The 12,850-nt window shown below is 68.7% G+C and carries 14 protein-coding genes; all 14 read left to right on the top strand.

What is annotated here, in order from left to right; all coding sequences use genetic code 11:
- Positions 1 to 24: 24 nt before the first annotated feature.
- Entirely contained in the window at positions 25 to 438 is a 414-nt protein-coding gene (locus AC0KS4_RS27175; RefSeq protein ID WP_225326202.1) for a VOC family protein, read from the top strand.
- A gap of 253 nt (positions 439 to 691) precedes the next feature.
- The gene (ftsH, locus tag AC0KS4_RS27180) at positions 692 to 3,139 is read left to right on the top strand and encodes an ATP-dependent zinc metalloprotease FtsH (protein WP_238955650.1); all 2,448 of its coding nucleotides are present in this window, start codon (positions 692 to 694) and stop codon (positions 3,137 to 3,139) included.
- Between the two features lie 16 nt (positions 3,140 to 3,155).
- Entirely contained in the window at positions 3,156 to 3,758 is a 603-nt protein-coding gene (gene folE / locus AC0KS4_RS27185) for a GTP cyclohydrolase I FolE (RefSeq protein ID WP_225326204.1), read from the top strand.
- Positions 3,755 to 4,606 carry a dihydropteroate synthase gene (gene folP, locus AC0KS4_RS27190; RefSeq protein WP_238955651.1) on the top strand — a complete coding sequence of 284 codons (852 nt, stop codon included), beginning with the start codon at positions 3,755 to 3,757 and terminating at the stop codon, positions 4,604 to 4,606. Before folE ends, folP begins: the two co-directional genes overlap by 4 nt.
- Positions 4,599 to 4,985: a dihydroneopterin aldolase gene (folB, locus tag AC0KS4_RS27195; RefSeq protein WP_225326206.1), complete on the top strand. Its 387-nt coding sequence runs from the start codon at positions 4,599 to 4,601 to the stop codon at positions 4,983 to 4,985. Before folP ends, folB begins: the two co-directional genes overlap by 8 nt.
- Complete coding sequence (gene folK, locus AC0KS4_RS27200; protein ID WP_225326207.1) at positions 4,982 to 5,500, top strand: 2-amino-4-hydroxy-6-hydroxymethyldihydropteridine diphosphokinase; 519 nt, start codon at positions 4,982 to 4,984, stop codon at positions 5,498 to 5,500. Before folB ends, folK begins: the two co-directional genes overlap by 4 nt.
- The gene (locus AC0KS4_RS27205; RefSeq protein WP_225326208.1) at positions 5,500 to 5,976 is read left to right on the top strand and encodes a DUF3180 domain-containing protein; all 477 of its coding nucleotides are present in this window, start codon (positions 5,500 to 5,502) and stop codon (positions 5,974 to 5,976) included. Before folK ends, AC0KS4_RS27205 begins: the two co-directional genes overlap by 1 nt.
- A gap of 86 nt (positions 5,977 to 6,062) precedes the next feature.
- Positions 6,063 to 7,457, top strand: a complete 1,395-nt coding sequence (locus tag AC0KS4_RS27210) for a DUF6779 domain-containing protein (protein WP_225326209.1) — start codon at positions 6,063 to 6,065, stop codon at positions 7,455 to 7,457.
- Between the two features lie 127 nt (positions 7,458 to 7,584).
- Complete coding sequence (locus AC0KS4_RS27215) at positions 7,585 to 8,496, top strand: Rossmann-like and DUF2520 domain-containing protein (RefSeq protein ID WP_238955652.1); 912 nt, start codon at positions 7,585 to 7,587, stop codon at positions 8,494 to 8,496.
- Complete coding sequence (panC, locus tag AC0KS4_RS27220; protein WP_238955653.1) at positions 8,493 to 9,431, top strand: pantoate--beta-alanine ligase; 939 nt, start codon at positions 8,493 to 8,495, stop codon at positions 9,429 to 9,431. The genes AC0KS4_RS27215 and panC overlap by 4 nt, the downstream gene beginning before the upstream one ends.
- Positions 9,431 to 9,850: an aspartate 1-decarboxylase gene (gene panD, locus AC0KS4_RS27225; protein WP_225326321.1), complete on the top strand. Its 420-nt coding sequence runs from the start codon at positions 9,431 to 9,433 to the stop codon at positions 9,848 to 9,850. The genes panC and panD overlap by 1 nt, the downstream gene beginning before the upstream one ends.
- A gap of 2 nt (positions 9,851 to 9,852) precedes the next feature.
- Complete coding sequence (locus tag AC0KS4_RS27230) at positions 9,853 to 10,677, top strand: type III pantothenate kinase (RefSeq protein WP_225326212.1); 825 nt, start codon at positions 9,853 to 9,855, stop codon at positions 10,675 to 10,677.
- 51 nt (positions 10,678 to 10,728) lie between these two features.
- Positions 10,729 to 12,222, top strand: a complete 1,494-nt coding sequence (lysS, locus tag AC0KS4_RS27235) for a lysine--tRNA ligase (RefSeq protein ID WP_238955654.1) — start codon at positions 10,729 to 10,731, stop codon at positions 12,220 to 12,222.
- A 130-nt stretch (positions 12,223 to 12,352) separates the two neighbouring features.
- Positions 12,353 to 12,691 (top strand): histone-like nucleoid-structuring protein Lsr2, encoded by a 339-nt coding sequence (gene lsr2 / locus AC0KS4_RS27240; RefSeq protein WP_008263502.1) that lies wholly within the window; start codon positions 12,353 to 12,355, stop codon positions 12,689 to 12,691.
- Positions 12,692 to 12,850 lie beyond the last annotated feature (159 nt).

The following is a 12,850-nucleotide window of genomic DNA, read 5'->3' on the forward strand; positions in this document are numbered from 1 at the left end:
GCCTCCGCGCAGCATAATTTGTGCATGCGATTGGACCACGTAGTTCTGTGGACGAAGGATCCGCGCGCGGCGATGGACTTCTACTCGAGGATCGTCGGCCTGACGCCGGTGCGGTTCGCCGAGTTCGAGGCCGGCGAGGCGCCCTTCCCGAGCGTGCGGGTTTCCGAGGACTCCATCATCGACCTGATGCCACTCGAGATGGCTTCCGGCGCGGCGTCGTCCGCGGTGGTCGAAGGGAGCGCCGGCCAACCGGTCAATCACGTCTGCCTTGCCCTGTCGAAACCCGAATACGACGCCCTCGATGCGCGCCTGCAGGCGGCAGGCGTGGACACCAGCGTGCGGCTGCACCACAGTTTCGGCGCGCGGGGTTGGTCGCCGCACACGTACTACTTCGCCGATCCAGACGGCAATGTCATCGAGGCCCGCTACTACGAGTGAGCCCGTCGGCCTGGGAACTGCCGATCGTTAACTGGACAGCCCGGCTCTGCCGGAGGTGGCGATCGCCGCGGGGCAGACGGTGGCGACCCGCTTCGCCCCGGCTCTGCCGGAGCTGGCGATCGCCACAGGGCAGATGGTGGCGACCCGCTTCGCCCCGGCTCTGCCGGAGCTGGCGATCGCCACAGGCGGTAGCCTGGACTTTTCCAGCTGCGTGTATATCGGGGAAGGACCTGGCCAGCAAGGCCGATGATTGATGAACCGGAAAAACGTTATTCGCACCATCACGGCGATCGCTGTCGTGGTGCTGCTCGGCTGGTCGTTCTTCTACTTCAGCGACGACACTCGCGGCTATAAGCCCGTCGACACGTCCGTGGCGATGTCCCAAATCAACGGCGACAACGTCAAAAGCGCACAAATCGACGATCGTGAACAACAGCTGCGCCTGACCCTGAAGAAGGGCAATGGCGACACGGACAATTCCGACAAGGTCATCACCAAATATCCCAGCGGGTACGCGGTCGACCTGTTCAACGCGCTGACCGCCAAGAACGCGAAGGTCAGCACCGTCGTCAACCAGGGCAGCATCCTGGGCGAGCTGTTGGTCTACGTCCTGCCGCTGCTGCTGCTGGTGGGGCTGTTCGTGATGTTCTCCCGCATGCAGGGCGGCGCCCGCACGGGCTTCGGATTCGGCAAATCGCGCGCCAAGCAGCTTTCCAAGGACATGCCCAAGACCACGTTCGCCGACGTCGCCGGCGTCGACGAGGCGGTCGAGGAGCTTTACGAGATCAAGGACTTCCTGCAGAACCCCGGTCGCTATCAGGCGCTGGGCGCCAAGATCCCCCGGGGCGTGCTGCTCTACGGCCCGCCCGGGACCGGTAAGACCCTGCTTGCCCGCGCGGTGGCCGGCGAGGCCGGCGTCCCGTTCTTCACCATCTCCGGCTCCGACTTCGTCGAGATGTTCGTCGGTGTCGGCGCGTCCCGGGTACGCGACCTGTTCGACCAGGCCAAACAGAACAACCCGTGCATCATCTTCGTCGACGAGATCGACGCCGTGGGCCGCCAGCGCGGCGCGGGCCTGGGCGGCGGGCACGACGAGCGCGAGCAGACGCTGAACCAGTTGCTGGTCGAAATGGACGGGTTCGACCCGCGGGCCGGCGTCATCCTGATCGCGGCCACCAACCGGCCGGACATCCTGGACCCGGCGTTGCTGCGGCCCGGCCGCTTCGACCGGCAGATCCCGGTGTCCAACCCGGACCTGGCGGGTCGCAAAGCGGTGCTGGAGGTGCACTCCAAGGGCAAGCCGATCGGCCCGGACGCCGACCTTGCCGGGCTGGCCAAGCGGACCGTCGGCATGACCGGCGCCGACCTGGCCAACGTGATCAACGAGGCGGCGCTGCTCACCGCCCGGGAGAACGGCACCGTCATCACCAGCGCCGCCTTGGAAGAGGCGGTGGACCGGGTGATCGGCGGCCCGCGCCGCAAGGGCCGCATCATCAGCGAGCAGGAAAAGAAGATCACCGCCTATCACGAAGGCGGCCACACCCTGGCGGCCTGGGCGATGCCCGACATCGAGCCGATTTACAAGGTGACGATCCTGGCGCGGGGCCGCACCGGCGGCCACGCGGTGGCGGTACCGGAGGAAGACAAGGGACTGCGGACCCGCTCGGAGATGATCGCGCAGTTGGTGTTTGCGATGGGCGGGCGCGCCGCCGAGGAGTTGGTTTTCCGGGAGCCGACCACGGGCGCGGTGTCAGACATCGAGCAGGCCACCAAGATTGCGCGCGCAATGGTCACCGAATTCGGGATGAGCTCCAAACTCGGTGCGGTCAAATATGGTTCGGAACACGGCGACCCGTTCCTGGGCCGCACCATGGGAACGCAAGCGGACTATTCGCACGAGGTCGCCCGCGACATCGACGACGAGATCCGCAAGCTGATCGAGGCCGCGCACACCGAGGCGTGGGAGATCCTCACCGAATACCGCGACATCCTCGACACCCTGGCGGGCGAGCTGCTGGAAAAGGAAACCTTGCACCGGGCCGAGCTGGAAGGCATCTTCTCCGGCGTCGAGAAGCGCCCGCGGCTCACCATGTTCGACGACTTCGGTGGCCGCATCCCGTCGGACAAGCCGCCGATCAAGACCCCCGGCGAGCTGGCCATCGAGCGTGGCGAGCCCTGGCCGCCGCCCACCCCCGAGCCGGCCTTCAAGGCGGCCATCGCACGGGCCAGCGAAGCGGCACGACTGGAGGCCGCCCGAAATGCCAACGGCGGCAACGGTTCTCACGGGAGCCAGGGCAGCGGTAAGGGTGCGCCGCCCGGGCCCACCCAACCCGACTACGGCGCGCCGGCCGGTTGGCGCGCGCCGGGATGGCCGCCGCAGCAATCGCAGCAGCCGCAGCAGCCGCAGCCCAACTATTGGCATCCGCCGGCACAGTCGCCCCAGCAGCCGTACTGGCAGCAACCGGCGCCCAGCTACCCGGGGCCGCAGCCGTATCCCGGACAGCAGGGCCACGCCGGCCACCAGCAGGGATATCCGGGCGGGCCGGGTCGTGCCGGTCAGCCGGGTCAGGCGCAGCCGTCGTACCCGCCGTATCCGCCGTATCCGCCGTATCCCCCACCGGGCCAGCCCGCCCCGGAGGGTGGCTCACCCGACCGGCAGGATGACGACGTAAGCCGGTCCAATCCGCCGGCCCACGGCTGAGCAAACGGAGGATTCGATGGCACTGCCGGACACCGCGATGTTCCAGATGCGGGTCTTCGACCAGGAGCGTGCCGAGGCCGCGGTCCGCGAGTTGCTGTGCGCGATCGGCGAAGACCCGGACCGGCACGGCCTGCGGGAAACCCCGGCCCGCGTCGCCCGCGCCTACCAGGAGATGTTCGCCGGGCTCTACACCGATCCGGACTCCGTGTTGAACACCATGTTCGACGAGGATCACGACGAGCTGGTGCTGGTCAAGGAAATCCCGCTGTACTCCACGTGCGAACACCACCTGGTGTCGTTCCACGGGGTGGCCCACGTCGGCTACATCCCGGGCAACGACGGCAGGGTCACCGGCCTGTCGAAGATCGCACGGCTGGTCGACCTGTACGCCAAGCGGCCCCAGGTGCAGGAACGGCTCACCAGCCAAATCGCCGACGCCCTGGTGAAAAAGCTCAATCCGCGCGGGGTGATCGTCGTGGTCGAGGCCGAGCACCTGTGCATGGCGATGCGCGGTGTCCGCAAACCCGGGGCGACGACCACGACCTCGGCGGTGCGCGGTCTGTTCAAAACCAACGCCGCTTCTCGAGCCGAAGCGCTCGACCTCATCCTGCGTAAGTGAGCCTGGCGCCTGTGCAGGTAATGGGGGTTCTGAACGTCACTGACGATTCGTTCTCCGACGGCGGCCGCTATCTCGATCCCGACAAAGCCGTGGCACAGGGACTGGCATTGGTCGCCGACGGCGCAGACATCGTCGACGTCGGGGGGGAATCGACCCGCCCCGGCGCCACACGCGTCGACTCCCGCGTCGAGACCTCCCGGGTCGTCCCCGTCATCAAAGAGCTTGCGTCACAAGGCGTTACGGTGAGCATCGACACGATGCACGCCGATGTCGCGCGGGCGGCACTGGGCAGCGGCGCGCGGATCGTCAACGACGTGTCCGGCGGCCGGGCCGATCCCGCCATGGCGCCGCTGCTGGCCGAGGCGAAAGTGCCTTGGGTGCTGATGCATTGGCGCTCGGTTTCGGCCGAGCGTCCGCACGCGGCCCCGAGCTACCGCGACGTGGTCGCCGAGGTGCGCGCCGAGTTGCTGGCCAGCGTCGACGCCGCGGTGTGCGCCGGTGTCGATCCCGCCCAGCTGATGATCGATCCCGGGCTGGGATTCGCCAAGACGGCACAACACAATTGGGCGCTGCTGCATGCGTTGCCGCAATTGGTCGGCACCGGGATCCCGGTGCTGCTGGGCGCATCGCGCAAACGGTTCCTCGGTACGTTGTTGGCCGGGCCCGACGGCTCTCCGCGCCCGCCCGACGGGCGCGAGACGGCGACCGCGGTGATTTCCGCGCTGGCCGCGTTGCACGGGGCCTGGGGCGTGCGGGTGCACGACGTGCGCGCCACGGTCGATGCGCTCAAGGTGGTGGCGGCGTGGAACGATGAAACTCACACTGGGCTGGCTGAACACGATGTCTGATCGAATCGAGTTGCGCGGGTTGAAGGTTCGCGGACAACACGGGGTTTTCGGCCACGAACGCGCGAACGGGCAGGACTTCGTCATCGACGTCACGGTGTGGATCGACCTGGCGTCGGCCGCCGCCACCGATGACCTCGTCGACACCTACGACTACGCCGCGCTGGCCCAGCTGGCGGCCGACGTCGTGGCGGGACCCGCGCGCAACCTGATCGAAACCGTCGGCGCCCAGATCGCCGATCAGGTGATGGACGACGAACGCGTGCACGCCGTCGAGGTGGTGGTGCACAAGCCGCAGGCCCCGATCCCGCAGCAGTTCGCCGACGTCTCGGTGGTGGTGCGGCGGTCGCGGCGGGGTCGAGGTTCGGTGGTGCCGTTATGACGCGTGTGGTGTTGTCCGTCGGCTCCAACCTGGGGGACCGGCTGGCGCGGTTGCAGTCGGTCGTCGACGGGCTGGGGGACACGGTGCTCGCCGTGTCGCCGGTGTACGAGACCGACCCCTGGGGCCGGGTGGATCAGGCGCCGTTCCTCAACGCGGTGCTGATCGCCGACGACCCGGCCTGCGACGGGCAGGGCTGGCTGGCCCGGGCGCAGGAGTTCGAGCGGGCGGCGGGCCGGGTCCGCGGCGAGCGCTGGGGGCCGCGCACCCTCGACGTCGATCTCATCGCCTGTTACGGGCAAACCGAGGTGACCTCCCGGGAGAACAACCTGACGCTGCCGCATCCGCTGGCCCATTTACGGGCCTTCGTGCTGATCCCGTGGCTGGCCGTCGACCCGGACGCGCGGCTGACCCTGGCCGGCGGTCCGCAACCGGTCGCCGGCCTGCTCGCCCAGTTGGAAGATGCCGACCGCGAGGGTGTGCGGCCGACCAGCCTGACGCTCGAGCGCAAAACCTGATGGGACCCACCCGCAAGCGTGACCTGTCGGCCGCGGTCGTCGGCGCTGCCGTGCTGGCTTACCTGCTGGTCACGGGCCTGTACCGGTGGTTTCCCCCGATCACGGTGTTGACCGGCCTGTCGCTGCTGGCGGTGGCCATCGGAGAGGCGCTGTGGGCGCGCTACGTGCGCGCCAAGATCAGCGACGGCGAAATCGGCCCCGGTCCGGGCAGGCTGCACCCGCTCGCGGTGGCGCGCAGCCTGATGGTCGCCAAGGCCTCGGCCTGGGTGGGGGCGCTGATGCTGGGCTGGTGGGTGGGACTGCTGGTGTACTTCCTGCCGCGCCGGTCCTGGCTGCGGGCCGCCGCCGAGGACACCTCCGGAACGGTGGTGGCGGCCATCAGCGCGCTGGCATTGGTGGTTGCCGCGCTGTGGCTGCAACATTGCTGCAAGTCCCCGTACGACCCGACCGATCACGGCGAGGGCGCCGAAACCTAGCGCCGATCGAGTCGCGGATCAACCCACGTGAGAATCGCCGGAGTAGGGCGACACGCGGATTGACCTCGCGCAGGTACAGTCAGGCCATGACCGTTCTGTCCCGCGGCGCCCGGGTCCGGCGCGGCGGCCGCAGGCCGGGGTGGGTGCTCTTGACCGCGTTGCTGGTCCTCGCGATAGGTGCCAGTTCCGCATTGGTTTTCACCAATCGGGTGGAACTCCTCAAGCTCGCTGTGATCCTGGCGCTGTGGGCCGCGGTCGCCGGCGCCTTCGTGTCCGTGCTCTATCGCCGCCAAAGCGACGCCGACCAGGCCCGTGTCCGCGACCTCAAGTTGGTCTACGACCTCCAGCTCGACCGCGAGATCTCGGCCCGGCGCGAATACGAACTGACCGTGGAGTCCCAGCTGCGTCGCGAGCTGGCCTCGGAGCTGCGCGCCCAGGCCGCCGACGATCTGGCCGAGCTGCGCGCGGAGCTGAGTTCATTGCGCACCAGCCTGGAGATTCTGTTCGACACCGACCTCGCGCACCGCCCGGCCCTCGGGACGGTCGAGACCGAGCCGCAACCGGAGCGCGCGTACAGCGAGTGGGATCGCAACGGGGAGACCCCGCGCGACAACCCCGTCGATTGGGTGTCCAGCGATCGGGTCACGTCGGTGCCCCAGGACAACGCGCGGGGCCGCGCCGACGAGACGGCCATCATCGACGTGCCCGAAGAACCCCTGCTGCCGCCCCGTCAGCCGCCGCCTCCCCGGCGGGAACGTGCCCGCTACCAGTACGAACCGGCCCAAGAACCCGCGTATCCGGCGCCGGATCCCGCCTACGCCGCACCGCAGGAGCCCACCTACTCCGCACCGCCGGAGCCGCGGTTCGAACCTCGTCACCAACCGCCGCCGCCGGAACCGCAACCCGAACCGCAGCCCCCGCCGGAGCCCGAACCGCAACCGCAGGCGGAACGGCGACGCCAGGAATGGCAGCCGGCGGCCACCGAAGGGCAGTGGTTGCCGCCCGGGGCGCCGGGCAGCAACTGGGCCGCGGACGCCCCCGGCGAATCGGCGGGCGGGCGGCGGCGCGCACGGCATTCGGGCCCCGAGGAATCCCGAGGCGAACCCCGGGACGAAGCCTGGGACGGCCTGCCCGTCGAGCCACCACCCCCACCGCCCTACACCGAGTCCGGCCGCCGGGCACGGTCCCGCCACTCGGCGGAGTACCGCGACTACGGGATGCGCAATTTCGCTCCCGGCAGCGAGCCGCAGGCGCCGCCACCCCCGGTGCACCAGGGCCCGCCCGCCGCCGCGCCCCCGCCACCGCGGCTGGCGCCACCGCCGGTACCGGAGCACGCGCCCCGGCACGGCGGTGAACCGCAGCCCGAGGACGCCGACGCCGTCGGCGAGACCACCTCGACGGGCGGCCAGTCGGTCGCCGACCTGCTGGCCCGCCTGCAGGTGCAGCCCTCCGAAGGCGGCCGGCGCCGCAGACGTGAATAGCCGCGAAGGCTGAGCTGGGAGCTTCCTCACATTGGGAAACGCCTGGTAATCGACTAGAGTCTCAGTGACCGAACGGTACCCACCCGGTGGGACCGGAACGAACCAAGAATCTGTGAGGTCGTCTGCGATGGTGCAGTTCGACGGTCTGCGCCCGGCCAGGCTCAAGGTGGGCATCATCTCCGCCGGCCGGGTGGGCACCGCGCTCGGTGTCGCGCTGGAGCGCGCGGACCACGTCGTGGTGGCGTGCAGCGCCATCTCCCATGCGTCGCGGCAGCGGGCCCAGCGCCGGCTGCCCGACACCCCGGTGGCGACGCCGCCGGACGTCGCCGCCGCCGCCGAACTGCTGCTGCTCGCGGTTCCCGACGCCGAACTGGCCGGCCTGGTGTCCGGGCTGGCGGCGACCTCGGCGGTGCGGCCCGGCACCATCGTGGTCCACACGTCCGGCGCCAACGGGGTGGGCGTCCTCGCTCCGCTGGCCGAACAGGGCTGCATCCCGCTGGCGATCCACCCGGCCATGACGTTCACCGGCTCCGACGAGGACATCAGCAGGCTGCCGGACACCTGCTTCGGCGTCACGGCGGCCGACGAGGTCGGATACGCGATCGGTCAATCGCTCGTCCTGGAGATGGGCGGAGAGCCGTTCTGCGTCGCCGAGGACGCCCGCGTCCTCTACCACGCGGCGCTGGCCCACGCGGGCAACCACATCGTGACCGTGCTCGCGGACGCCCTGGAGGCGTTGCGCGCCGCGCTGCGCGGCAGCGAGCTGCTCGGCCAACAGTCCGTCGACGACCAGCCGGGCGGCATCGCCGAACGCATCGTCGGGCCGCTGGCCCGGGCCGCGCTGGAGAACACCCTGCAACGCGGGCAAGCCGCGCTCACCGGCCCGGTCGCGCGAGGCGACGCGGCCGCGGTCGCCGGGCATCTGGCCGCGCTCGCCCAGGTCGGACCCGAACTGGCGCAGGCGTATCGGGTGAACGCCCTGCGCACCGCCCAGCGCGCACGCGCTCCCCAAGACGTCGTCGAGGTGCTGGCGCCATGACCCCCGGCAAGCCCCCGGCCTTCAAGGCGGGCGAACTCAACCTGTACCCGAACCCGCGCGACGTCACCGGCGTCAGCCGCGCCCTGCGCCACACCGGCCGCCGGGTGATGCTGGTGCCCACCATGGGCGCGCTGCACGACGGCCATCTGGCGCTGGTGCGTGCCGCCAAGCGGGTGCCCGGGTCGGTGGTCGTGGTCTCGATCTTCATCAATCCGCTGCAATTCGGCGCCGGCGAGGATCTCGACGCCTATCCCCGGACCATGGACGACGACCTCGCGCTGCTGCGCGAAGAAGGCGTCGAAATCGTCTTCGCCCCAACGGCCGCGGCGATGTACCCCGACGGTTTGCGCACCACGGTGCAGCCCGGGCCGCTGGCCGCCGAACTCGAGGGCCGCCACCGGCCCACCCATTTCGCCGGCGTGCTCACCGTCGTGTGCAAGCTGCTGCAGATCGTGCGCCCGGACCGGATCTTCTTCGGCGAGAAGGATTATCAGCAGCTGGTGATGATCCGCCAGATGGTCGCCGACCTCAACATCGACGTGCAGGTCGTCGGAGTGCCGACCGTGCGGGAAGTCGACGGGCTGGCGATGTCGTCGCGCAACCGCTATCTGGACCCCACGCAACGTGAACTGGCCGTGACGCTTTCGGCCGCGCTGACCGCCGCCGCCCATGCCGCCCACCGCGGCGGGGCGGCCGCGCTGGACACGGCGCGCGCGGTGCTCGACGCCGTGCCCGCGCTCACGGTCGACTACCTCGAATTGCGCGACGCCGGGCTCGGTCCGGCGCCCGCCCACGGGTCGGCCCGGCTGCTGGTCGCGGCGCGGCTGGGCACCACCAGGCTGCTGGACAACGTCGAAATGCAGATCGAAACTCCCGCCGGCACCTCCGGGCCGGACGGTAATCACGAATACGCCCAATCACCTTGGAGGAACTGATGCTACGGACGATGCTCAGGTCGAAGATCCACCGGGCCACCGTCACGCAGGCCGACCTGCACTACGTGGGCTCGGTGACCATCGACGCCGATCTGATGGACGCCGCGGACCTGCTCGAAGGCGAACAGGTGACCATCGTCGACATCGACAACGGTGCCCGGCTCGTCACCTACGCCATCACCGGCGAACGCGGCAGCGGAGTGATCGGAATCAACGGTGCAGCAGCACATCTCGTCCACCCCGGCGATCTGGTGATCCTGATCGCGTACGGGACCATGGAGGAGGCGGAGGCCCGGACCTATCAGCCGCGGATCGTCTTCGTCGACGCCGACAACAAGCCGATCGACCTCGGCAACGACCCGGCGTTCGTGCCCGCAGACGCGGCCGAGCTGCTGGATCCCCGGATCGTTGCGCGGTAGCCGTGCTGCTGGCGATCGACGTCCGTAACACCCACACCGTCGTCGGGCTGATATCGGGCGCCAAAGAGCACGCAAACGTCGTGCAGCAGTGGAGGATTCGCACCGAAGCGGAAATCACCGCGGACGAATTGGCCCTGACCATCGACGGTTTGATCGGCGACGATTCCGAGCGGCTCACCGGCGCCGCCGCCCTGTCGACCGTCCCCTCGGTGCTGCACGAGGTGCGGCTCATGCTCGACCAGTACTGGCCGTCGGTGCCGCACGTGCTGATCGAGCCCGGGGTGCGCACGGGCATCCCGCTGCTGGTGGACAATCCCAAAGAGGTCGGCGCCGACCGAATAGTCAACTGCCTGGCGGCCTTTCACAAGTTCGGCACGGCCGCCATCGTCATCGACTTCGGATCCTCGATCTGCGTGGACGTCGTGTCGGCCAAGGGTGAGTTCCTCGGCGGCGCGATCGCGCCCGGGTTGCAGGTTTCCTCCGACGCCGCCGCGGCCCGCTCGGCCGCGCTGCGCCGCGTCGAGCTGACCCGACCCCGATCCGTGATCGGCAAGAACACCGTCGAGTGCATGCAGGCCGGGGCGGTGTTCGGATTCGCCGGGCTGGTCGACGGCCTGGTCGGGCGCATCCGCGAGGACGTGGCGGGATTCGGCACCGACCTGGGAGATCAGGTCGCGATCGTGGCCACCGGACACACCGCGCCCCTGCTGCTGCCCGAGCTGCAAACCGTCAGCCACTACGAACAGCACCTGACCCTGCACGGCCTCCGGCTGGTCTTCGAACGCAACCGCGACGCCCAGCGCGGCCGGCTGAAGACGGCCCGCTAGGGCGGCCCGCCGGTCAAAGGCGCGACCAGAGTTGATTTAAGCTGGCACGTCGTGAGTGCCGACGACCTAGATATCCCCGAGCAGTACCGGATCCGCCGGGATAAGCGCGCTCGGCTGCTCGCCGAGGGGCGCGATCCCTACCCGGTCGCCGTCGAACGCACCCACACGTTGGCGCAGGTCCGCGCCGCCCACCCCGACCTGCCGGTCGACACGGCGACCGACGACCTCGTCGGCGTCGCGGGCCGGGTGATCTTCGCCCGCAACTCGGGAAAGCTGTGCTTCGCCACGCTGCAGGAGGGCGACGGCACCACCCTGCAAGTGATGGTCAGCCTCGACAAGGTGGGTCGTGATTCCCTCGACGCGTGGAAGGCCGACGTCGACCTGGGCGACATCGTCTACGTGCACGGCAACGTGATCAGCTCGCGGCGCGGCGAATTGTCGGTGCTGGCCGATTCGTGGCGGATGGCGTCCAAGTCGTTGCGCCCGCTGCCCGTCGCGCACAAGGAGATGAGTGAAGAAGCGCGGGTGCGGCAGCGTTACGTCGACCTGATCGTCCGCCCGCAGGCGCGCACCGTGGCCCGGCAGCGAATCGCGGTCATCCGCGCCATCCGCAACGCATTGGAACGGCGCGGCTTTCTCGAAGTCGAAACCCCAATGTTGCAGACGCTGGCCGGCGGCGCGGCCGCGCGGCCCTTCATCACGCATTCCAATGCACTGGACATCGATCTCTACCTGAGGATCGCACCGGAACTGTTCCTCAAGCGCTGCGTCGTCGGTGGCTTCGACAGAGTTTTCGAACTAAATCGCGTGTTTCGAAACGAAGGTGCGGATTCCACGCATTCTCCCGAATTTTCCATGCTCGAGACCTACCAGGCCTACGGAACGTATGACGATTCGGCGGTAGTGACGCGCGAGCTTATTCAAGAGGTCGCCGACGAGGCGATCGGAACGAGACAACTACCGCTGCCCGACGGCAGTGTCTACGACATAGACGGAGAATGGGCTTCTATAGAAATGTACCCGTCGCTGTCGGCGGCGCTCGGTGAAGAGATCACACCGGAGGCGACGGTCGAAAAGCTGCTCGGCATCGCCGACCGGCTCGGTGTCGAGATTCCGCGTGACCGCGGCTACGGACACGGAAAGATCATTGAGGAACTGTGGGAGCACACGGTGGGCAACGCGCTCGTCGCACCCACGTTCGTGCGGGATTTCCCAGTCGAGACAACACCTTTGACGCGCCAGCACCGCAGCATCGCGGGCGTCACAGAGAAGTGGGACCTGTATGTGCGTGGGGTCGAACTGGCCACCGGGTACTCGGAGTTGAACGATCCGGTGGTGCAGCGGGAGAGGTTCGCCGCCCAAGCGCGCGCGGCGGCCGCCGGCGACGACGAGGCCATGGTGCTCGACGAAGATTTTCTCGCCGCACTCGAGTATGCGATGCCGCCATGCACCGGAACGGGAATGGGTATCGACCGGTTGTTGATGACTTTGACCGGACTGTCAATTCGGGAGACAGTTTTGTTCCCCATTGTTCGCCCGCACTAGTAGTCGAAAAGCTCAACGCTGCAGCGTCCGTACAGATTGAGTATGCTGCGTTGTTATGGCACATTGGTGACCGGGGAGGTCGTTCCAATCTGCTCAGCAACTGCTCAGGACGAAATGCGAGGGTAAGCCAATGGCAAAAAAAGTGACCGTCACGTTGGTCGATGATTTCGACGGTGCCGGCGCAGCCGACGAAACGGTCGAATTCGGGCTTGACGGGGTGACCTATGAGATTGATCTTTCGTCCAAGAATGCCGCGAAACTTCGCGGAGATCTGAAGCAATGGGTGGAAGCCGGCCGCCGCGTCGGCGGCCGCCGGCGCGGGCGTTCCGGCTCGGGACGCGGCCGCGGCGCCATCGACCGCGAGCAGAGCGCAGCGATCCGCGAATGGGCTCGCCGGAACGGGCACAACGTGTCGACGCGCGGCCGCATCCCGGCCGACGTCATCGACGCGTTCCACGCGGCAACCTGACAGTCTTCGAACCGGCGCTCGGGTCCACGCCCGGGCGCCGGTTTGTCATTTCGCTGGCCGCGAAATGATCGACGGGGGTCCCGGGAAACGAATTGAGACTTTGCGACGTTTCTTCTCCGTACGGCGTCCATACGGCGCGTAACGCCGCAGGCAGTCGCA

Source organism: Mycobacterium sp. NTMscope_MAC_12 (genome assembly GCF_976985675.1).